The sequence below is a fragment of the Natrarchaeobius chitinivorans genome (assembly GCF_003841505.1).
GTDB classification, from domain to species: domain Archaea; phylum Halobacteriota; class Halobacteria; order Halobacteriales; family Natrialbaceae; genus Natrarchaeobius; species Natrarchaeobius chitinivorans.
Map to the genome: position 1 here is coordinate 342,672 of NZ_REGA01000001.1, position 22,392 is coordinate 365,063.

Genomic DNA, 22,392 nt, shown 5'->3' on the forward strand with positions numbered 1-22,392 from the left:
TACAGATATTTACTACAGTATGGGTAAATCTTTAATGCTCTCGACCCCTTTCGGCGAGTATGAAGGCGATCGCTGTCGAACCAGGGGCTGGCGAACCCGTCCTCGTGGACCGGCCACGCCCCGAACCGGACGTCGGCGAAGCGCTCGTGCGGACGCTTCGCGTGGGCGTCGACGGAACCGACCACGAAGTCATCGCGGGCAACCACGGCGACGTGCCGGCGAACGAAGACCAACTCGTCCTCGGCCACGAGGCCGTCGGCGTCGTCGAAGACCCGAACGGGACGGCCTTAGAGGTCGGTCAGGTGGTCGTTCCGACGGTGCGTCGGTGGCCCGACGGGACGGACAACGAGTACTTCGAACGGGGCGAGCCGGATATGGCACCGGACGGCGAATACGTCGAACGGGGGATCGCCGGCGCTCACGGCTTCATGGCCGAGTACTTCACCAGTCCCGAGGAGTACCTCGTCCCGATTCCGGACGACCTCGCACCGCTCGGGTTCCTGGTCGAGCCGATCAGCATCTCCGAGAAGGGGATCGAACACGCCGTCGCCGCCCGATCGGCGTTCGAGTGGAATCCCGACTCCGCGCTCGTGCTCGGAAACGGCTCGCTCGGGCTGCTCACGCTCGCGATGTTCGAGGAGGTCCTCGAGATCGATCGAACGTACTGTCTCGGCCGCCGCGATCGGCCGGATCCGACGATCGACGTCGTCGAGAAACTCGGCGCGACGTACGTCGACTCCCGGGAGACGCCGGTTCCCGAGATTCCAGCGGCCTACGAAGCCGTCGACATCGTCTACGAAGCGACCGGCTACCCCAGACACGCCTTCGAAACGGTCGACGTCCTCGCCCCGAACGGCGTCGGCATCCTGCTCGGCGTCCCCGAACCGTGGGAGTTCGACGTCGACGGTGGACGTCTCCACCGGGAGATGGTCCTCCACAACAAGGCGCTCGTGGGCTCGGTCAACTCCCACCGCGGTCACTTCGAGGCCGCGGTCGATACGTTAGCCCAGCTCCCGGACTGGTTCACCGACGACCTCGTCACCGGCGTCTACGACGTCTCCGAGTTCGAGTCGGCGTTCGACACCGGCGACGACGTCGTGAAGACGGCCGTGGAGTTCGATCGGATATAGGATCTCGAGCGACCCATCCGTCGCTCGAGTATTCTGTGCCCGTTCTCCGACAGTATAAGTATCCGCGTCCCAGATGACGGGGTAATGAACGGCAACCGCTTCGGTCGCCTCTTTCAGGTGACCACGTTCGGCGAGAGCCACGGAGAAGCGATGGGCTGTACCGTGTCGGGGTGTCCCGCCGGCCTCGAGCTCTCCGAGGAGGACGTACAGGAGGACCTCGATCGACGAAAGCCGGGTCAATCGATGATCACGACCAGCCGCGGCGAACCCGACGACGTGTCGATCAAATCCGGCGTTCAGGACGGGTACACGACGGGCACCCCCATCGGGATGGTCATCCAGAACAAGGACGCCCGATCCGGCAAGTACGAACCCTTCATTACTGCACCCCGCCCGTCCCACGGCGACTTTACGTACTCCGCGAAGTTCGGCACGCGAAACTGGGGTGGCGGCGGACGCTCCTCGGCCCGGGAGACGGTCAACTGGGTGGCCGCGGGTGCCATCGCGAAGAAACTGCTCGCACTCGAGGGAATCGAACTCAAGGCCCACGTCAACCAGATCGGCGACGTCGAGGCTCCCGAAGTCAGTTTCGAGGAGATGCTCGCACACTCGGAGGAAAACGACGTCCGGTGTGCCCACCCCGAAACCGCCGCGGAGATGCAAGAGTTGATCGAGACCTACCAGGACGAAGGTGACTCCATCGGCGGCAGCATCTACTTCGAGGCCCGCGGCGTCCCCGTCGGCCTCGGCGCGCCGCGATTCGATTCGCTCTCGGCCAGACTGGGTCAGGCGATGATGGCGGTTCCGGCGACGACGGCCTTCGAGTTCGGTCTGGGTACCGAGGCCGCCGAGTGGACCGGCAAGGAGCGAAACGACGACTGGGAGTTCGATTCCGAAGGGAACCCGGTCCCGGTCGAGAACGACCACGGCGGCATTCAGGGCGGCATCTCGAGTGGCGAACCGATCTACGGCGAGGTTACCCTCCACGCGCCGACGTCGATCCCGAAGTCCCAGCAGACTGCCGACTGGGAGACCGGCGAACTCAAAGAGGAACAGGTCATCGGTCGCCACGACCCCGTCCTGCCGCCGCGTGGCGTCCCCGTCGTCGAGGCGATGCTCGCGCTCACGCTCGTGGACTTCATGCTGTTGTCCGGACGGATCAACCCCGACCGCGTCGACGACCAGCCCGGCGAGTACGATACGGACTACCACCCGAGTAATCCCCGAAACGAGTAGCTCGAGGGGAGTATCAGTCGTTTGGGGTCCGGTGTATTCCTCGATATTACCCTTCGTGAAAGAGCACCCGTCAGTTGGTGCCAGTTTCTTCGAAAACGCTTTTCGAGTCCGGTATCTCTCTCGTATTCGTCGGTGTTCTACTGACAGCCCTGAGCGGTTCCGGTCCGTTCGAGGCTGTGGTCACGAGTCCATTCCCGGCGTGATCGAGCCATCGATCAGAACAATCCCCGGTTTCATACGGTTTACTGTAAGTCATTGTCGGCGCACCCGCGACCCGGGCGGCGGGTGCGCCGGTAAACAGTTACAGTAATCCGTATCAGGCAGGAGCGGTGTCGGTTTCGATCGGCACAACACCCAACAGCCTGTCGGCCGTAGAATGGGTATGCAGGATTTCCACGCCCACTCGAACTACTCCGACGGGGGCTTTCTCGAGGGGATGGCTCGCTCCGCCGAGAGCGCCGGCCTCGAGGGGATCGGATTCACCGACCACTGCAACGTCTCCCCACGAGAACGCCTCGAGACGGTCCGAAGCGTCTACGGGTTCAACCTCGATATTACCTACGAGCGACGTCGGCGAGCGATCGAACGCCTGCGCGAGGAGACGAGTCTCGCGATCTACGACGCGGTCGAGATGGATTACGATCCGCGGGACGAACCCGAGATCCGGGCCTTTCTCGAGGAGGCGGCGTTCGACTACGCGCTCGGCAGCGTCCACGAGATACGGGGGATGAACGTTCAGGTGGCGTCGAACTTCGTGGAACTCGCGGACGACGAACTCGACGCTATCGTCGAAGACTACGTCGAAACCCTCGTCTCGCTGATCGAGTCGGAACTGTTCGACGTCGCCGCACACGTCGATCTCATCGCGCGGACGTCGCCGTTGCGCGGCCGAGCGACGGACGACCACTACCGCCGGATCGCGAGCGCGTTCGCGTCCTCGCGGACGGTTCCGGAGATCAACGCCGGGCGGGCGCTGACCGACGAGGAAATCGTCCACCCCTCCGAGCGGTTTCTCGAGGTGCTTCGAGAGTTCGACGTGCCCGTAACTGTCGGAACCGATTCGCATCGCCCGGCCGAAGTCGGCGACCGTGCCGACTTCCTCCGGGAGTTCGTCGCCGAGTACGGTGTCGACCCCGTTGCCCCGCCGGGACTCGAACGGCCGAAAGAGTAAACAGGAAACGGGTTTTTGTAACTAATGTTCACATGCGATAGCGGATTGTAAATGGACGTACATTCTTCATGAAAGATCCTTGGTAATCTATAGCAAAGGCTTTAGGTTCGGTAGGGCAAAATTCGCGTACGGTTGGCCACTGGCCACTGATTTAGCTATGAGCGACGACGAACTCATCTGGCGAATCGCAGGCGGTTCCGGAGACGGGATCGACTCGACGAGTCAGAATTTCGCGAAGGCGCTGATGCGCTCGGGGCTCAACGTATTTACACACCGCCACTATCCATCGCGGATTCGCGGCGGTCACACGTACGTCGAGATCCGGGCCGCAGAACACGAGGTACAGTCACGTGGGGACGGCTACAACTTCCTGCTCGCACTCGGGGACTCGTTCGCCCGGAACCCGCAGGAAGAAGCCTACTACGGCAACGAGGAGATCAAACCGCTCTCGGAGAACCTGGACGACCTCCGCGAAGGCGGCGTCATCGTCTACGACGAGGGCCTGCTGGACGAAGAGGAGGTCGCAGAGCTCGAACTCGAGAAACGAGCCGAAGAGAACGGCTGGCACGTTTATCCCGTCGATCTCCGGGGACTCGCGAAAGAACACGGCCGGGAGGTCATGCGCAACACCGCCGGCGTCGGTATCACCGCCGCGCTGCTCGAGATGGACCTCGAGCACATCGAGGACCTGATGGAAGACGCCATGAGCGGCGACGTCCTCGAGGCCAACCTCGAGATCCTCGACGAGGCCAACGAGATGGTCGGCGAGGAGATCGAGCGCGAGCACGATCTGCGCATTCCGACCGGCGAACACGAGACCGAACAGGCGTTGCTGTCGGGTTCGAACGCGATCGCCTACGGCGCGATCGACGCCGGCTGTCGGTTCATCGCCGGCTACCCGATGACGCCGTGGACGGACGTGTTCACGATTCTCAGCCAGAACTTCCCCGACATGGGCGGCGTCTCCGAACAGGTCGAAGACGAGATCGCCGCCGCAGCGCTCGCCGTCGGCGCGAGCCACGCGGGCGTCAAGGCCATGTCCGGGTCCTCCGGTGGCGGATTCGCGCTGATGAGCGAACCGCTCGGACTCGCGGAGATGACCGAGACGCCGCTCGTGCTCGTCGAATCCATGCGTGCCGGTCCATCGACCGGGATGCCGACCAAGCCCGAACAGGCCGACCTCGAGTTCGTCCTCTATACGAGTCAGGGTGACTCCCAGCGCGTCGTCTTCGCGCCCGGCAACATCGAGGAAGCCTACGAGCAGACACGCCTCGCCTTCGAGATCGCCTGGGATTATCAGATCCCCGCGATCATCATCTACGACCAGAAGCTCTCGGGCGAGAACGCCAACGTCGACGTCGAGTTCTTCGACCGCGAGCCGACGCCGGATCTCGGCTCGACGCTGACCGAAGAAGAACTCAGAGAAGCCGCACACGACAACTCCGGGAAGTTCAAGCGGTTCAACTACGAGGACGCCGAGGACGGCGTCGCACCGCGGTCGCTGCCCGGACAGAAAGGCGGGCGATACCTCGCGACCGGTAACGAACACAGTCCGGTCGGCCACATCGAAGAGGATCCCGACAACCGCACGTTCCAGATGGATCGCCGCCTCGAGAAACTCGAGTCGATCCGCGAGGAACTCGACGAACGCGAGTCGACCCAGACGTACTTCGGCGACGAAGACGCCGAGTACGGCATCGTCACGTGGGGCTCGAGCCAGGGTGCCGTCGAGGAGGCCGTCGCTCGGCTGAACGAACAGGGCCACTCGGTCAAGGGACTCAGCGTCTCCGATATGCTGCCGTTCCCCGAAACGGAAGTCACCGAGTTCTTAGAGAGCGTCGACGAGGCGATGGTCGTCGAGATGAACGCAACCGCCCAGTTCCGCGGTCACATCCAGCGCGAACTCGGCCGCTTCGGCGACAAGCTGACGAGCCTGCTCAAGTACAACGGCAACCCGTTCGAGCCGGCCGAAGTCGTCGAGGGCTACGAGATCAACCTCGCCGACGAGGAGCGCGAACCGTCCGCACAGGTTCGAATCGAACCCGCAGCAGGTGATTAACCATGAGTGCATTCAACGCAATCGGTGAACAACGAGAGATCGATCGTGACGAGTTCACCCCGGGTGTCGAACCGCAGCCGACCTGGTGTCCAGGCTGTGGCGACTTCGGGGTTCTGAAAGCCCTGAAACAGGCGCTTCCGGAGGTCGGCAAGACCCCCGAAGAAGTGCTGACCGTCACCGGAATCGGCTGTTCGGGCAAACTGAACAGCTACCTCGACACGTACGGCTTCCACACCATCCACGGCCGCTCGCTGCCCGTGGCCCGAGCCGCCAAACTCGCGAATCCCGAACTCGAGGTCATCGCTGCCGGCGGCGACGGTGACGGGTACGGCATCGGTGGCAACCACTGGATCCACACCGCCCGGGAGAACCACGACATGACCTACATCGTGTTCAACAACGAGATCTTCGGGCTGACGAAGGGCCAGACCTCGCCAACCAGCCCCAAGGGCCACAAGTCCAAGACCCAGCCCTCGGGGAGCGCGAAGACGCCGCTTCGACCGCTCTCGATGTCGCTCAACGCCGGCGCGAGCTACGTCGCTCGCACGGCCGCGGTCAACCCGAACCAGGCGAAGGAGATCATCAAGGAAGCGATCGAGCACGACGGGTTCGCCCACATCGACTTCCTCACCCAGTGTCCGACCTGGAACAAGGACGCCCGTCAGTACGTCCCGTATATCGACGTCCAGGAGTCCGACGACTACGACTTCGACGTCACCGATCGGCGCGAGGCGGCCGAGATGATGCGCGAGACCGAGGACGTCCTCAACGAGGGAACCGTCCTCACCGGCCGGTACTACGTCGACGAAGATCGACCGTCGTACTCCCAGGAGAAGAAAGCCGTCGGCGAGATGCCCGACGATCCGCTCGCCGAGCGCTACTTCGACGACGACGCCGAGTGGGAGCGCAGCTACGACCTCCTCGAGCGCCACACGTAAGCTCGCCGTTCGATCCCGCGCGTTCGTTCGGTTTTGGTTTTCCGAGAGTCCGCGAGAGATACTTGGTTTTCCGAGAGTCCGCAAGACTCGTTTCCAAAGTCCGCGAGAGATACTTCCGTCCTCGAGTCCCAGCCAGTTCCATGAGTGGCCTCGAGACCGGCCGCTACTACTGTCGGGAACTCGGACGACGACTCTCGCACTACGTCGAGAGACGGCGGAACGGCTACCGACACCTCGGCTCGCTCGAGCGAGCAGCCGAAACGATCCTCGCCGATCGGGCCGACCGCGGATTCGAAGCCGGCGGTCACTTCAGGGGCGTCTGGCCGCGCGACCTCTGTTTTGGCGCACGAGGGCTCTCCGACGCGGGGTACGGCGAGGCGGTCGGCGATACGGGAGAGTGGATACTCGATCGGCTTTCCGACGTCTTCTACACCGATTTTCACGACGGGTACAACGCCGCAACACCGGCCGAAGGCGTCGACACCTTCCCGGCACTCGTCGTCCTGCTGGCCGAGTCAGGACGACTCGAGACGCGTCCGGACGCGGTCGCCGACCTCGCGGCGCTTCACCGGAGGAAATTCGTCGACGACTCGGGGTTCGTCACCGGGAACGGAAGCTCGTGGTGGGATTCGGCCGCCCATCCGCGCGAAGCGTACAACACGGCGATGCTGCTGGCCGCGGTCGAACGGCTCGAGGCCCGTGGCATCGAAACGACGTTTACGGGCGAATCGGATCGCATCAGGGAAAAGCTACGCTCGCGGCTCTGGAACGGGACGTACTTCGACGAGCACTGGGGGTCGTCGACGCTCGCCTGCGACGCCAACGTCGTTGCGCTTTACTTCGGCCTGCTCGAGGACGACCGGGCGGCGTCGGTCGTCGACGCCCTCGAGCGACTCGAGACGCCGTACGGGATTCGGATGCGGGAACGCCCTTTCTCCCACACTGCGGTCCACCCGTTTTTCCTGTTGCACCGCGACTACCACTACCACGTCTGGCCCTGGAACGGGTTCATGTACGCGATCGGTCTCGCCAGGTACGGGTTCGAGGAGCGCGCTCGCCGGGAGGTGGATCGACTCGAGCGGCTGCTCGAGCCGTACGGAAACTTCCTCGAGGTGTGTACGCTCGCGGGCGAGGCGTACGTCAAGCGCGGCTACGCGAGCGCGTCGGAGTTTACCGTCGCGGCGGCGCTCTGGAGGGAGTACGCCGACGACTGGCGAGGATAGCGGTCGTGAAACGGGAGGACGTGTTCGATGGGCTGGATCAACTTCGAGAGACCGGATCAACTCACTTCCCGCCACGTGGCCGTCGCAGTCACGCGGTCGTCATCGACGTCGATCGACCGTTCGTCAGCCGACGCGCCGAGTACCCCCTCGAGTGTCCGCTCGTCCGGGTCGTCGATGATCGCAGCGAACTCGCCGGTGGACGTTTCCGCGTCCTCGACGGAGAGCGACGAGACGAACCCGTCGGTTCCGTCCAGTCCCTCGAACTCCGCGTCGATGTCGACGCGGTCGCCGTACTGACCGACCGAGACGTCCCCGCTCGCGGTTCCGACGAGCCACTCGAGGGATTCCTCGTCGTCCGTCGCCCGATCGACGCCGTCCGCCCCCGTTGCGATAGTCGTCTGGAGTACCGTCGTCGGATCCGCCGCGTCCACATCGTCGTCCTCGCCGTCGCCCATCGCGACGACGAGCGCATCCGTGCCGACGGCGATCGCCACGTCGTCGTCATCGACCGGCGTGTACACGTCGTAGTCGCCGATCTCGTCCGTCCGTTCGAACTGTCGGAAGAACTCGCTGTCCGGTTCGTCGGTCAGCCGGTCGTCGATCTCCGCCGGTTCGATCGGTCCGGTCACGACGAACGCCTCGTTGGTCGACAGCAGTCCCTCGACGGTGGACTCGAGATCGTCCTCGAGGATTCTGCCGAGCCCGTAGGGTGCGAGGGTGAGGCCGACGAAGAAGTACGCCGAGAGCAGCCCTTCAGACGGCAGTACGATCATCGGATCCGCCTCGTACTCCGCCGGAACGGCCTCCTCGTCGGTCGGTTGGACTTCCTCGAGTTCGTCCTCGACGTATCCCTCGAGGCTCGTCCAGTCGACGTGGGTGAACTCGAGGCCGCCGTTCTCGAGCGTGAGCCAGCGGCTGTACACCGGGAGATCGTCGTCCTCGAGCATCGATCGTGCATCGGCCGTCGTACAGCCCGCGAGGCCGAGGGTCCCCGCTATCGCCGTTGTGCCCGCGAGCTGAAGCACCTCTCGTCGGCCCAGTGTCATCACCCCACTTACACGTTTGACGGCGATATAGCCCGTGCCTACGTTCGCTTTTTCCTATTCGATCCAGTGGGAAACCGACGGGGGTATGGGCCCCTGAAGGATACGGCGCCGGTTGTCGTGGCGTGAAGAGAGAAAGGAAGAGGTCGTACGATGCCCACCGAACTCTGACGAAACAGACTCGGACGATCAGACTCGTGACGAAACGGCCTCGGACGATCAGACTCGTGACGAAACGGATCCGACCGATCAGATATCTCGCCGCGCGAAGACGAGGGCGGCGACGGCCACGAGGACGAGAAACGTCACGAGCAGGAGTCCGGCGTCGGCGAGGGCGTACTCCTCGTGGACGAGGATCGCGGTCTCGTCGTAGTACCGACTCGGCGTTACCGCACCGATCCACTCGAAATCGGGATCGAGCCTCGAGACGCCATCGACGAGCCAGAGGACGAACACCAGGCTGATGGCCGTCGCTCTGGCGCTTCTCGGTCGGTCGACGAGAACGGAGACCAGAAGGCCGATCCCGGCACAGACCAGCAAGTACGGAATCGAAAGGAGGTGGACCATCGCGAGCGAAACGGGATCGAACGACTCGCCGATGACGAGCGCGCCGACGTAGACGACGAGCGGGACCGCCGTGTTCAACACGACCAGCGGAACCCAGAGGGCGGAGACCTTCTGCAGGACGACCGACTCGCGAGAAACCGGGTTCGAGAGTGTGAGATCCATCTTTCGTTCCCGAACGTCTTTCGCAATCATGCCCGCGCCGACGTACGCGAAGTAGATGGCGACGAGGACGACCCAGAAGAACGAGTAGATCTCCGCCGCGATGAAACCCTCGATCGTGTGCAGTGCCTCGATGCCGAACAGTTCGAAGAAAAAGTCCGGAAACGCATCCGCGAGTTCCTCCATCTCCTCCTCGACGCTGGGGAACATCGAGAAGTAAAGCGCCGAGAGCAGGACGAACACGACGACCAGTACGATCGAGGCGCGCAGCCGTTTTCTCGACTCGAGTCGGAGAATAGCCGTCATACTGTCACCCCCTGGGCTTCCGGCGTCGGTACTCGAGGGCCGACGCTCGCGCCCCTCCAGTCGCTGCGTTCGGCGAGAGAGCGGCGAATCGACCGCGTGGCGAACGCGAGGCGGACGGATTGCATGTCAGATATCCCTCCGGACGAAGATGACGGTGGCGACAGCCACGAGGGCGAGAAACGTCACGAGCAGGATCCCGGCGTCGGCGAGCGCGTACTCCTCGTGGACGAGAATCGCCGTCGGATCGAAGTACCGACTCGGCGTCAGATCACGGATCCACTCGAGGGCGGGATCTAAATGTGAGAGCCCGTCGATCAGCCAGAGGACGAACACCAGACCCAGTGCCGTCGCCTGTGCGGTTTCCTCGCGATCGAGGACGACCGAGAGAACGAGTCCGATCCCGGCACAGACCAGCAGGTAGGGGACGGAAAGCAGGTGCGTCATTCCGAGGGCGATGGGATCGATCGATTCGCCCAGGACGGTCACGCCTGCGAGGACGAAGAGAATCAATCCGGCGTTCAACACGACCAGTGGGACCCACAGGGCGGCGACCTTCTGGAGGACGACCGACTCCCGAGAGACCGGGTTCGAGAGCGTGAGATCCATCTTTCGGGTCCGAACGTCGCCGACGATCAATCCGGCAGCGACGTACGCGAAGTACATGCCGCCGAAGAGGATCCAGAGCAGCGGGAACAGATAACCGCCGACGAATCCCTCGATCGTGTGAAGCTCTTCGAAACCGAACAGTCCGGCGAGCACCGGCGGGAACGCCTCCTCGACGACCTCGGCCTGGTCTGCAAAGCCCGGAAACGCGGCGAAGAGAAACACCGAGATCAGGCCGAACAGTCCGGTCAACAACAGCGAGCTACGAATCAGTTTCCCGGACTCGTTGCGAAGGATGGCGGTCATCCTCCCCCCGTCCTGACCCGATCTTCGCCCGTCGAAACGGCGTCCTTGCCCGTCACAGCGGATTCCTCGTCGACTGTGGCGTCGTCACCGTAGTAGTGTTTGAAGATGTCGTCCAACTGCGGTTCCCCGATTTCGACGTCGACGACGTCGAACCCGACGAGGTACTCGAGCAGCGTCTTCGCCTCCCCCGTGTACGTAAACTGAACCGTGGCGTCGGTCACCTCGAGGTCGATCATCTCGTCGGTGCGAAACCGCTCTTCGTCGACCGGTTCAGCCAGGTGAACCCACACCCGCTTTCCGCTCCGGCCGAGCAGGGTTTCGATCTCCTCTAGGGCGACGAGTTCGCCGTCCCGGATAATCCCCACTCGATCGCAGACGCGCTGGACTTCACTGAGGACGTGTGAGGAGAGGAAGATCGTCTTCCCGGCGTCGCGCTCTTTCTCGAGGAACAGGTGGAGTCGATCCTGTTTCAGCGGATCCAGTCCGGACGTCGGTTCGTCCATGATGACCAGCTGTGGGTCGTGCATGAACGCCTGAACGATCCCCAGCATTCGTCGGTTTCCCGACGAGTACGTCTCGATCGGTTTGTCGAGCGGCGGACGAAACAGCTCCAGTAACTCTTCGCGCCGTTCGTCTCCGCGCATCCGGGCGAAGTGATCGAGAACCCGTCGACCGGTCAGTCGCTCTTCGAACCCGAGCGTATCCGGCAGGTATCCCACGTCGGATTTGACCTCGGTGAGCGCGCGGCGGTCGCGAATATCCGCACCGAGCACCTCGGCAGTTCCGGACGTCGGCTTGATCAGACCGAGCAAGAGACGTATCGTCGTCGTCTTTCCAGCGCCGTTCGGGCCGAGATACCCGAATATTTCGCCGGCTTCGACGTCGAACGTGACGTGATCGTTCGCGGCGACATCCCCGTATCGCTTGGTGAGATCGTCGATACGGATGACTGGCATGGGTGTAGTACGATAAACCGTTACTTCAAACGTGTGCCCGGCGATTCGATGCGCCAGTGCAGACGCTCGAACGGCGCCCGGGCACTCGTCTCTCGTCCGCCGATCTTCACCGGGACGAGACTCTCTCTCGCACCTGGAAAAACGTTCATCCCTCCGTCACTTGTAGCGTCTCGAAGCGGACGATCGTCCGTACTGAAGGGGTGTCAATGAGCGAACCACCACAGCGCGAACGACGACGCATCGACCCCGAGTACGACCACCGACGGGACGACGGCGTCGACGAAGCGAAACTCGAGGCGCTCCTCGAGGGATACGTGATCGACCGGGACGACCACGAGAACGCACCGGCGTTCGTGATCCGCCCGGACGAGGTCCAGGACGTTCTGGAGTTGCTTCGGGACGATGCGGGATTCGACCACCTCTCGTGTATTACGCCCCAGGAGTACGAAGACCGCTACGAGTCGATCCTCCACCTGACGAAGTTCGATCGGCGCACGCACGAGGTGTCGCTCGTCGTTCAGCTTCCGAAAGACGATCCGGTCTGTCAAACCGCCGAACCGGTGTTTCGGACGGCCGACTGGCACGAACGCGAGGCGTACGACCTCGTGGGTATCGAGTACGAAGGTCATCCGGATCCGCGCCGGATTCTCCTCCCGGAGTCGTGGCAGGGCCACCCCCTCTCGCTGGGGTACGATCAGGATAAACCGCAGGTGGTCCGGTACGCCGAGCACGCGAATCCGCTTCAGGACGACCGTCACGACGCCGAATCCGAGACGATGTTGCTCAACATCGGTCCACACCACCCCGCCACGCACGGCGTGCTCCACCTCAAGGCGACGCTGGACGGTGAAACCGTCGCGGACGTAGACCCGGACATCGGCTACCTCCACCGCTGTGAGGAGCAGATGTGCCAGCAGGGTACCTATCGCCACCAGATCATTCCCTACTCCAACCGATGGGATTACACGGCGAACCTGCCGAACGAGTGGGCGGTTGCCCGCGCCATCGAGGATATCGCCGACATCGAGGTTCCCGAGTACGCCCAGATCCTCCGGACGATGGCGACCGAACTCGGCCGAATGCTCGGGCACTTCCTCGCGCTCGGCACGTTCGCACTCGACGTCTACGGCGAGTTTACCGCGACGTTCCAGTACGCGTTTCGCGACCGGGAAGTGATTCAGGACATTCTCGAGGACCTGACGGGCCAGCGGATGATGTTCTACTACTTCCGACTCGGCGGGGTTTGCTGGGACCTCCCGCAACCGCGCGAGGAATTCATCGAGAAGTGTCGGGACTTTCTGGACGAACTCCCGGCGAAGATCGACGAGTACAACGACCTCATCGTCGGCAACGAGATCTTCCGGATGCGGACCGTCGACACCGGAGTTCTCGAGCCGGAGGTCGCAAAGTCCTACGGCTGTACCGGTCCGGTCGCGCGCGGCTCGGGCGTCGACTACGACCTCCGGCGCGACGATCCCTACGGCTACTACGAACACCTTGACTGGGACGTCATCACACGCGACGGCTGTGACAACCACTCGCGGGTTCTGGTCCGGATGGAAGAGGTCGAAGAGTCAGCCAAGATCGTCCAGCAGTGCCTCGACCTGATCGAGGAGTGGCCCGAGGACGAGCGGACGGTCCAGAGCAACGTCCCGCGAACGCTAAAGCCGGACGCGGACGTCGAAACCTACCGCGCAGTCGAGTCCGCCAAGGGCGAACTCGGCATCTACGTTCGCTCGGACGGCACGAACTCGCCGGCCCGGTTCAAGATCCGTAGCCCGTGTTTCCACAACCTCTCGGCGCTCCCCGAGATGGCCGAGGGGGAGTACGTCCCCGACCTGATCGCCTCGCTGGGCAGTCTGGACATCGTCCTCGGAAGCGTCGATCGGTAGGATTCGAACGCGTCTCTCGAAACGGTTTCGTCGGCGACATTTCCAGGCAGGACCGTCGTCGAGACCGGCGGTCGAGATGGCTGCCGCCGAGAGTGCGATCAGAGGGGTGACTGTGAGCGTCGCACTGTTCGTCCGGTCGGCGTGTCTCGCCCGGGAGGAAAAACACGTATGGTCCACGGGTGAGTCAGAACACCTATGTTCGAGAAATCGACGTGGATTCGTCTGCCGCGAAACGTCGTCGTCGGCCACGGCGTTCGGTCGGCAGTCGTCGACGTCGTCGACGATATCCACCTGCACGGACGGCCGTTGCTCGTGACGAGTCCGACGCCGCGGGCGGTCGTCACGGATTCCATCGCAGCCGACTTCGAGGATTCGGGAGTCGATCCCGCCGTCGTGACGATCGAATCGGCGACGTTCGACGCCGTCGAGAGCGTGATCGAAACCGCCGACGACGAGGACGTCTCCTACCTCGTTGGCGTCGGCGGCGGAAAGGCGATCGACATCGCGAAGATGGCCAGCGAACACCTCGAGATGGGCTTTCTCTCTGTCCCGACCGCGGCGAGTCACGACGGAATCGTCAGCAATCGGGGCTCCGTTCCCGACGGCGACACTCGCCACAGCGTGGCCGCCGAACCGCCGCTGGGCGTCGTTGCGGATACGGAGATTCTGGCCGACGCGCCCTGGGAGTTGACGACAGCCGGCTGTGCCGACATCATCTCGAACTACACGGCCGTGATGGACTGGCGGCTCGCGAAACGGCTCAAGGACGTCGAGTACTCCGAGTACGCCGCCGCACTTTCGGAGATGACCGCCGAAATCCTCGTGGACAACGCCGACCTCGTCCGCCCCGGTCTCGAGGAGTCGGCGTGGATCGTCACCAAAGCCCTGGTTTCCTCGGGGGTCGCGATGAGCATCGCCGGCTCCTCGCGTCCCGCAAGCGGCGCGGAACACCTCTTCTCTCACCAGCTCGATCGACTCGCCCCGGACGCGGCGTTGCACGGCCACCAGGTCGGCGTCGGATCGATCATGACCGCCTACCTCCACGGCGGCGAACGCGGCTTCTGGCGGGACATCCGCGACGCCCTCGACAGCATCGACGCCCCGACGACCGCCGCGGAACTCGGGATCGACGACGAAACCGTTATCGAGGCGCTGACGACCTGTCACGAGATCCGGGACCGCTACACGATCCTCGGTGACGGAATGAACGAACGCGCGGCTCGAGACGTCGCGACGAAGACCGGCGTCATCGGCTGACCCGGACCGGGTCGGCGTCATCGGCTAATCCGGACCGGATAGTCACCCGCCTCGATCCAGCGCCCGTCGAGTCCCCGCGACGGAGACGGCGGCTGCACAGCCGGCGATCGCGAGGTGCGTCCAGTAGGTCGTAAGCCGGTAAAGGATCGCCGCGGCCGTCGCGACGCCGGCGGAGACGCCAGCCGTCGCGACGAGTAGGCTCGCGAGGACGACCTCGATCCCGCCGCTTCCGCCGGGGAGGGGGACGACGCCGCCGAACGACGCGAGCGGCGCGCAGACGAACGCCAGTGCGAGGGGGACGTCGACCCCGAGTGCGAGCAGACTGACGTAAAGCGGGAGCGCGTTGAACATCCAGCCGATCGTCGTGATCGCCAACGCGATCGAAAGCGTTCGCCGGGACGCCTGAATCGTCTCGAGCGTTCGGAAGAAACCGTCGATACGGCCGGTGAGGACGCCTCGAGTACCGTCGATCCGCGGGAGTTTGCCGGCCGCGGATTCGAGGTACGCGGCGACCCGGATCGACGCGGATCGTGCGACCCCGCGATGGAAGACGATCGCGACCACGCTTGCCGCCACGAGTCCGCCGCCGCCAGCGATCGCGACGCTGCCCGAGACGGTGTCAAGCGTCCGTCCGGTCAGCGCGACGTAGCTCACGAAGCCGACGACGGCGACGATCAGACTTCCGATCAGGTTGAACCCCTCCGTCGCGGCGACCGCCGCCAGATTGTCCTCGAACTCCGATTCGGAGTTCCTCGAGAGCAGATACGCCGTGATCGGCGTTCCCGTCGACCGCCCCCAGGGAAGGGCGCTCCTGGCGAAGTACCCCGAAAGGAACGCCGAGACGAACGCGACGCCGCGAGCGCCACCGTCGACCGGCTCGAGCAACTGTCGCATGAGCACTCCGCGAAGAGCGAGCATCACGAGTCCGAGACCGACCGCGACGGCGAGCGCGACCGGGTTTGCCGCGCGAACGTTCTGGAGAACCTCGTTCCAGCCGACGCTGAAGGCGAGCAAGGCGACGACTGCGACCGCGACCGCGAGCCCTCCGACGGCTCGTCGCCAGCGCATACTGACCGGTAAGACAATCACCGGGTTAAACGTGTTCGTCGAGGAACGCAGCGATCGCGGAGTAGGCTTCGATCCGGTTCTCGAGTTTCGAGAAGCCGTGACCCTCGTCCTCGAAGATCAACTTCTGGACCGAAACGCCCTGTTCCGCCGCGTGATCCGCGATCTGTTCGGCCTCGCCGACTGGAACCCGCGGGTCGTTCTCGCCGTGAAGGACGAAAAGCGGCGCGTCGATGGTCTCGATGTTGTTCGTCGGGGAGATCTCTTCGAGGAACTCCCGGTCGTCCTCGAGGCTGCCGTACTCCGCCTCGCGCAACTCGCGTCGCCAGTCGCCGGTGTTCTCGAGGAAAGTGACGAAGTTCGCGATCCCGACCACGTCGATGCCGGCGGCCCACAGGTCCGGGTACTCGGTGAGCGCGGCGAGTACCATAAATCCGCCGTACGAACCGCCCTTGGCGGCGATACGGTCCGGGTCGACGGCCGGATGGTCCCGAAGCCACTCAACGCACGCCTCGATATCGGCGACCGAGTCCATCCGCTTTTCGACGTCGTCCAGAGCGGCGTACTCGCTGCCATACCCCGCTGAACCACGGACGTTCGGTTCGAAGTACGCGTACCCCCGATCGAGGAAGTACTGTTTGACGCTCGAGAACGATGGCCTGCGCTGGCTCTCCGGACCGCCGTGGATGTCGACGATCACCGGCGTCTCGCCTTCCTCGACGTCGTCAGGGAACGTAACGAATCCGGGAATCTCGAGCCCGTCGAAGCTCTCGACGTGGACCAGTTCGGACTCGTCGAACGTCTCCCGGGGAATGCCCGCCGTCGGCGCGGCGGTCCACCGCTCGGTCTCGCCCGTTTCCACGTCCATGACGAAGACGTTCGTGTTGACCGTGTCGCCGCTGGTCGACAGCGCGAACCGTTCGGCGTCGGGACCGAAACTCACGCCGCCGGCGACGCCGCCCGGCAGGTCCGGCTCGGGAAACGTCTCGAACTCGGTCGGCTCCTCCCCGTCGAACTCGCCGACGGCCAACTCGGTGTACCCCTCGACGTTTCGCGAGTAGACGAACCGGCCGGTTTCGTCGTCCAGCGCGATTCCATCGACGTTCCACCCCGACCCGTCCACGACGGTCTCGAGTTCGCCGGTCTCGAGGTCGAGATAGGCGAGATAGAGCGTGTCAGCCTCCCCCTCGTCGGTGATCAGGTAGACGCCCTCGCCGTCCGGTGCCCAGCTCGCGCTCTGATATCGGACGTCGCCCTCGTGTGGCGTGAGGTGGTCCATCTCTCCGGACTCGAGGTCGAGAACGGACAGGTCCTGATCGAAGTTCGAGTACGCCTGCGAGACGAGCAGCCGCGAGTCGTCGGGGCTCCACCCCGACAGCGAGAGCCAGCCGTCGCCCTCGTACACCAGGCGGGCGTCGTCGCCGGTTTCGTCGCGGTGCTGGACGTAAACGTCGAAAACTGCCTCCTCGCGCCGGTTCGACGTGAACGCGAATCGATCGCCGTCGTGACTGAAGCCGCCCCACCGGTGTTTGGCGTCGGGCATCGCGGTCAGATTCTCGATCGAACCCGTTTCGGCGTCCAGTCTGAACAGTTGTGCCCGTTCGTTTCCGCCCTCGTCCATACCGAAGATCAACTCCGGCCGTTCGGGTGACCACGAGGCGAACGTCACCCGTTCGTCGAAGAACGTCCGTTGTTCGGGCCACTCCCGGGGCGCCTCGAGCGTCCAGATCTGTGACGTTCCGGTCGTATCCATCAGAAACGAGAGCCGTTCCCCCTCGGGACCGAACGACACGCCGTACGCGCTTCGAACGTTGAGATAGCGTTCGATATCGTAGCTGGCCATGCGGGAGGGCACACGGCCGACGGCGGTAGGCGTTTGGGTTTCGTTTGAATCGATCGAACGGCTGCCGGTCGCCGACTACCGTCGACGTTCGTCGAACGGGCGCGTCGTTCGGCCCGTCGAGAATTCGGTGTGATCAGCGATGAATTGCAAGCGACGACAGCGGACGGTGAATGCCTGGACGACGATGAAGGTATCACAGCGGTCACCCCGGAATACCGGCGTTCTCGACCACATTACCGTTTTTCGGAAGGACAGAATACCGCTCGCGATCGGCCCAAAGTTCGTGATCGACGGTCGGCGGTGACCCTCGAGAAACTGATGGAGTCTCGTTCGTTTCAAATGAAGAACAGTCGAAGTAATAACCGATGTGAGTCGATCGAATCAGCGTGTCGTACGACCGGAGTCAAGCGGCCGGCCAGTCGCCCCTCCTAGCAGTGATTTCCCGGACTAGTCGGGGCAATAACCTGTCGAGAATCGATGGTAGTACCGTTACATCGGGCCAACACGACCTTTATTCTCAAAGTTATGGGAGAAATGAACGAAGATATGAAGCCGTGTCTCGAGCGGGATAGACCGGTATCGACTGGGACTGTGTGGCTGTCATAACAAAGGGGAATGGTCACGTGGAAGTTCTCCGCGGGATGAGCCATGAGAGACACCAGATCAGCAGACAGGGATCGGGGTACAGAGAGCCTAATACCGGGGAAAAAGTGGGTACTTGCACTCGTAACGATCGGCGTGGCATTCGGACTCACGATCTCGGCCACAGGTGCGTTGGTCGGGGCATCGGAACACCGGACGACGGACCACGACGAGCTCGTCGTGACGACCGACTGCGAGGACAGCACGAATCTCCTCTCGATCGAAAATCCAAACGACGTCCCCATCGAGCTCGCGATCAACTGGGCCGGTGATCACTCCTCGCTCGAGATTCACAGCGACGGAACGTTCGAGACCGCGGTACAAACCGATCGTGTCGTCGAGTTCGACGACACAGACGAGCGAACAGAGACGACCACGTTCAATCTGACGGCGGAACTGCCGGCTAACGAGAACGTGACGATCGGCGGGCTCACGGACGGAACGTACGAACTCACCGCCACGGGAGACGGTGAGGACGTCTCGATCGATCACACCGAGGTGACCCTCGAGTGTGGCGATGAGTCGGAAGACGTCGTGCTCACCCTCGGTATCGCCGACGACGTCGTCCACGACGACAAAACCGACGAGAAAGTTGTGACCACGGTCATCTCACTCGAACTCGAGACCGACGAAAAAGTCGTGGATGGTGAAAAGAAAGTGGATAGAGACGACGAGAAAACTATTCTCGATAAGCTACCCGGGAAAGCGCTCGTGAATCAACCGCTCGATCCCGAAAAACCAGAGAAGTACGAGAAAGACGAACCTGACGAAAAACCAGAGAAGCACGAGAAAGACGAACCTGACGAGAAGATCATTATCGACAAACTCCCGGGGGACGCACTCGTGAATCAACCGTCCGATCCTGATAAACCGGAAAAGCACGACTAGGTGGCAAGATATCGCTCTCGAGAACGTGAACGCGGCTGACGACGGCTACAAAACGACGAGGATGGAATAGCAACAACCGAAACGAGTTACACACCGTTCGCCGACCCAACCGGGGCCGGGCCAGGGTTGTCCCGGAAAACAGTCCGCCTCAGCCTCGCTATCCGGTTTTTCTCGGCCGAGGCTGGGGTGAACTGACCGAAAGAAGTGACTTTTTATCCCATCGTTGCGTCCCGGTCGCATATGCGCGTCGCGTTCGTCTCGTTCGAAACCGTACACCACCGAGACTCAGAGACGAACCGGCGGTTACAGACGGTTGCCGAGTTACTCCGGGAGCAGGGCCACGAGATTCACCTGTTCTGTGCCCGGTTCTGGGAAGGGGACGTCGACACGTTCGAACGAGACGAGATTACCTACCACGGCGTGGTTCCGAATCTCGAGGCGAAGACGTCGTTTCTCGCTCGACTGCCGCGTGCGATTTTGTCGTTTTCCCCCGACGTCGTCCACACGGGGGCTTTCCCACCGGAACAGGTGATCTCGGCGAGTGTGGGCGCAACACTCGCGAGGGCCCCGGTATTTCTCGAGTGGCACGGCGAAGGTGGCATCGAGGACACCTGGTGGAACCGCCGGGCCGCCCGGTGGGCCGATCGGATCGTCGCACCCTCTCACCTCGTCGCCACCTGGATCCGCGAACTCGGCGTCGGAAGCAGGGTGGTAGACGTCGTCCCCGATCCGATCGACGTCGATCGCATCCGGAGTGTGTCGCCCGACGATTCCGTCGACGTGATCTACGCCCGCCAGCTAGACGCGGACGCGAACCTCGAGAGCCTGTTTCTCGGACTGGCCGAACTTCGTGATCGGGACTGGCAGGCGACGGTCATCGGCGACGGTCCCGAGCGACCGGTGTACGAACGGCTCGCGAGCGACCTCCGGATCGACGATCGCGTCACGTTCGCCGGAACCGTCCCCCGCGAGGAGCGAATCGCCGCCTACCGCGGTGCGCACGTTTTCGCTCAGACCGCCGAACACTGCGTGTTTCCGACGGAGATGCTGTGGGCGCTGGCGTCGGGTTGTATCGGTATCGTCGAGTACCACGCCGAATCGAGCGCCCACGAACTCGTCGAAGGATGGGACCGGGGCTTTCGAACCACGAGCGAGGAGGAGCTGGCCGACGCTATCCTCGACGCCGGCGACCTCGAGCGCCGCGACTTCGACGAGACGTTTACGGAGTACGATAGGGATCGAATACGCGACCGCTATCTGACGGCCTACCGCGCGCTGCAGGATTCCTCGGGGTTTCTGTAGGGGACTCGCGGATTCCGACCCGAACGCCGCCGTCGGCGCGTCCACCGGGGGTACTTATTATCGGCTCCCGAGAACGTTCGGGTATGGAAGAGTGTGAGTTCTGTCGAATCGTTGCCGCCGACGAACGGGAACACGTCCTCTACGAAGACGAGCAAACGGTGGCGTTTCTCGACCGCAGACCGGCCGCAACCGGACACAGCCTGATCGTTCCCCGCGTCCACGAGGAGGAACTGCTGACCAGCGACGCGTCGACGACGGAAGCGGTGTTTCGAACGGTTCGAACCGTTTCGGCGGCCCTCGAGGACGCACTCGAGCCCGACGGATTTAGCCTCTTTCACACCAGCGGTCCCCTGGTCGGTACCGTCGACCACGCACACGTCCACCTGGTACCTCGATTCGAGGGTGACGACGTGTCACTGTCGCTGTCGCGGGACCGTCTCGATCCCGAAGACCGTACGGAGATCGTCTCTCGGGTGCGAACGCAGTTTTGAGCCACGGTCGATGAACGCGGCCCGGACCCGTGGTCACGGAGACGGGACTCTCGTGGCCAGTCGTTCTCGAGTGCGGACGTAATCCGCAGAGCGTAGCGTCGCCGGTGCTCGCTCAGGCGGAGCGTGTCAAAGATCGAATTTCGACGCAGCGGTCTCCATGTCCTTGTCTCCTCGCCCGGAGAGGTTCACGAGAATGGTGTCGTGTTCGCCGTCCTCGGCGAGCTGGATCGCTCGAGCGATGGCGTGGCTGGACTCGAGGGCCGGAATGATCCCTTCGGTCTCGCTCAGTTCGCGAAACGCCGCGAGCGCTTCCTCGTCCGTGATTCCCGCGTACTCACAGCGGCCGACGGCGCGGAACATGGCGTGTTCGGGGCCGACGCCTGGGTAGTCGAGTCCGGCCGACACCGAGTGGACGTCGACGTCCTCGTCGATGACCCGGGTCTTCATGCCGTGGATGACGTCGTCGGTACCGCTCGCGAGCGGCGCGGCGTGGCGGGTCGATTCGGCCCCTTCGCCGCCTCCCTCCGCGCCGAAAAAGGCGACGTCGTCGTCGCGGAAGGCGTGAAAGAGGCCGATCGCGTTCGAGCCGCCGCCGACGCAGGCGACGGCCGCGTCGGGCAACTCGCCCGTTCGCTCGAGGATCTGGTCCCGGGCCTCCCGGCCGATGACCGACTGGAAGTCACGGACCATTCGGGGGAACGGATCGGGGCCGACGACGCTTCCAACGAGGTAGTGCGTGTCGTCGACGTTCTGGGCGAAGTCCTCGAGCGCCGCGTCGACGGCGTCCGCGAGGCCCTCGCCGCCGCGGGTCACCTCGTTGACGTCGGCACCCATCAGGCGCATCCGGAAGACGTTCATCTCCTGGCGTTCGACGTCTTTTTTCCCCATGTAGATCTCGGTCTCGAGGCCGAGTAACGCGCCGACCATCGCGGTCGCGGTGCCGTGCTGGCCCGCGCCCGTCTCCGCGATGAGGCGGTTTCGCCCCGCCCGTTTCGCGAGCAGCGCCTGCCCGAGGCAGTTGTTGATCTTGTGTGCGCCGCCGTGGAGCAGGTCCTCGCGTTTGAGGTAGATGTCGGCTCCGTAGCGCTCGCTCAGGTTGCTCGCGTGATACAGCGGCGTCGGCCGGCCGGCGAACTCCTCGAGCAGGTCCCGAAACGCCGTCTCGAACTCGTCGGTCGCGGCGACGTCGTCGTAGGCGGTCGCGAGTTGCTCGAGAGGTTCCTCGAGGGGCTCCGGAACGTGTCTCCCACCGTATCCTTCGAACTCTCCGTTGGACATATGCGCGTTGGGTTTCGCCTTCAGGGTAAAGTATGTT

19 protein-coding genes are annotated in these 22,392 nt (G+C 63.5%); 11 read left to right on the forward strand and 8 right to left on the reverse strand.

Features of this window, described 5'->3' with window-relative positions; all coding sequences use genetic code 11:
* Positions 1-59 precede the first annotated feature (59 nt).
* The 6 genes from EA473_RS01660 (at position 60) to EA473_RS01685 (ending at position 7,757) form a co-directional block, all read left to right on the forward strand.
* Positions 60-1,130, forward strand: coding sequence for a glucose 1-dehydrogenase (locus EA473_RS01660; protein ID WP_124193918.1), 1,071 nt, complete (start codon positions 60-62; stop codon positions 1,128-1,130).
* Between the two features lie 84 nt (positions 1,131-1,214).
* Positions 1,215-2,366: a chorismate synthase gene (gene aroC, locus EA473_RS01665; RefSeq protein WP_124193919.1), complete on the forward strand. Its 1,152-nt coding sequence runs from the start codon at positions 1,215-1,217 to the stop codon at positions 2,364-2,366.
* Positions 2,367-2,748: 382 nt separating this feature from the next.
* A complete protein-coding gene (locus EA473_RS01670; protein ID WP_124193920.1) occupies positions 2,749-3,537 on the forward strand; it encodes a PHP domain-containing protein in 789 nt (262 codons plus the stop codon).
* 157 nt (positions 3,538-3,694) lie between these two features.
* Complete coding sequence (locus EA473_RS01675) at positions 3,695-5,596, forward strand: 2-oxoacid:acceptor oxidoreductase subunit alpha (RefSeq protein ID WP_124193921.1); 1,902 nt, start codon at positions 3,695-3,697, stop codon at positions 5,594-5,596.
* 2 nt (positions 5,597-5,598) lie between these two features.
* Positions 5,599-6,534 (forward strand): thiamine pyrophosphate-dependent enzyme, encoded by a 936-nt coding sequence (locus tag EA473_RS01680; RefSeq protein ID WP_124193922.1) that lies wholly within the window; start codon positions 5,599-5,601, stop codon positions 6,532-6,534.
* Between the two features lie 140 nt (positions 6,535-6,674).
* Positions 6,675-7,757, forward strand: a complete 1,083-nt coding sequence (locus EA473_RS01685; RefSeq protein WP_124193923.1) for a hypothetical protein — start codon at positions 6,675-6,677, stop codon at positions 7,755-7,757.
* Positions 7,758-7,813: 56 nt separating this feature from the next.
* Here EA473_RS01685 and EA473_RS01690 read toward each other — a convergent pair whose 3' ends face one another.
* The 5 genes from EA473_RS01690 to EA473_RS01705 form a co-directional block, all read right to left on the reverse strand.
* The gene (locus EA473_RS01690) at positions 7,814-8,803 is read right to left on the reverse strand and encodes a hypothetical protein (protein ID WP_124193924.1); all 990 of its coding nucleotides are present in this window, start codon (positions 8,801-8,803) and stop codon (positions 7,814-7,816) included.
* A 246-nt stretch (positions 8,804-9,049) separates the two neighbouring features.
* On the reverse strand, positions 9,050-9,832 hold the full coding sequence (locus EA473_RS01695; protein ID WP_124193925.1) for an ABC transporter permease: 783 nt from the start codon (positions 9,830-9,832) through the stop codon (positions 9,050-9,052).
* A complete protein-coding gene (locus EA473_RS22970) occupies positions 9,829-9,957 on the reverse strand; it encodes a hypothetical protein (protein WP_279387606.1) in 129 nt (42 codons plus the stop codon). The genes EA473_RS01695 and EA473_RS22970 overlap by 4 nt, the downstream gene beginning before the upstream one ends.
* 1 nt (position 9,958) lies before the next feature.
* Positions 9,959-10,741, reverse strand: coding sequence for an ABC transporter permease subunit (locus EA473_RS01700; RefSeq protein WP_124193926.1), 783 nt, complete (start codon positions 10,739-10,741; stop codon positions 9,959-9,961).
* Positions 10,738-11,697, reverse strand: coding sequence for an ABC transporter ATP-binding protein (locus tag EA473_RS01705; protein ID WP_124193927.1), 960 nt, complete (start codon positions 11,695-11,697; stop codon positions 10,738-10,740). The genes EA473_RS01700 and EA473_RS01705 overlap by 4 nt, the downstream gene beginning before the upstream one ends.
* A 206-nt stretch (positions 11,698-11,903) precedes the next feature.
* Here EA473_RS01705 and EA473_RS01710 point away from each other — a divergent pair, with 206 nt between their 5' ends.
* Together EA473_RS01710 and EA473_RS01715 are read left to right on the forward strand one after the other, a co-directional pair.
* The gene (locus EA473_RS01710) at positions 11,904-13,589 is read left to right on the forward strand and encodes an NADH-quinone oxidoreductase subunit D (RefSeq protein WP_124193928.1); all 1,686 of its coding nucleotides are present in this window, start codon (positions 11,904-11,906) and stop codon (positions 13,587-13,589) included.
* A 195-nt stretch (positions 13,590-13,784) separates the two neighbouring features.
* Positions 13,785-14,846 carry an NAD(P)-dependent glycerol-1-phosphate dehydrogenase gene (locus tag EA473_RS01715; RefSeq protein ID WP_124193929.1) on the forward strand — a complete coding sequence of 354 codons (1,062 nt, stop codon included), beginning with the start codon at positions 13,785-13,787 and terminating at the stop codon, positions 14,844-14,846.
* A 42-nt stretch (positions 14,847-14,888) separates the two neighbouring features.
* On the opposite strand, the gene EA473_RS01720 is transcribed toward EA473_RS01715, so the two are convergent.
* Positions 14,889-15,914, reverse strand: coding sequence for a lysylphosphatidylglycerol synthase transmembrane domain-containing protein (locus tag EA473_RS01720; protein ID WP_124193930.1), 1,026 nt, complete (start codon positions 15,912-15,914; stop codon positions 14,889-14,891).
* 25 nt (positions 15,915-15,939) lie between these two features.
* Positions 15,940-17,754 (reverse strand): S9 family peptidase, encoded by a 1,815-nt coding sequence (locus EA473_RS01725; protein WP_124193931.1) that lies wholly within the window; start codon positions 17,752-17,754, stop codon positions 15,940-15,942.
* 648 nt (positions 17,755-18,402) lie between these two features.
* Between EA473_RS01725 and EA473_RS01730 the strand changes: the two genes are divergently transcribed.
* The 3 genes from EA473_RS01730 (at position 18,403) to EA473_RS01740 (ending at position 21,077) form a co-directional block, all read left to right on the forward strand.
* Positions 18,403-19,284 carry a hypothetical protein gene (locus tag EA473_RS01730; protein ID WP_124193932.1) on the forward strand — a complete coding sequence of 294 codons (882 nt, stop codon included), beginning with the start codon at positions 18,403-18,405 and terminating at the stop codon, positions 19,282-19,284.
* Positions 19,285-19,524: 240 nt separating this feature from the next.
* Positions 19,525-20,586: a glycosyltransferase gene (locus EA473_RS01735; protein WP_124193933.1), complete on the forward strand. Its 1,062-nt coding sequence runs from the start codon at positions 19,525-19,527 to the stop codon at positions 20,584-20,586.
* A gap of 83 nt (positions 20,587-20,669) precedes the next feature.
* Entirely contained in the window at positions 20,670-21,077 is a 408-nt protein-coding gene (locus tag EA473_RS01740) for an HIT family protein (RefSeq protein ID WP_124193934.1), read from the forward strand.
* Between the two features lie 126 nt (positions 21,078-21,203).
* On the opposite strand, the gene trpB is transcribed toward EA473_RS01740, so the two are convergent.
* Complete coding sequence (gene trpB, locus EA473_RS01745) at positions 21,204-22,355, reverse strand: tryptophan synthase subunit beta (RefSeq protein ID WP_124193935.1); 1,152 nt, start codon at positions 22,353-22,355, stop codon at positions 21,204-21,206.
* Positions 22,356-22,392: the final 37 nt, after the last annotated feature.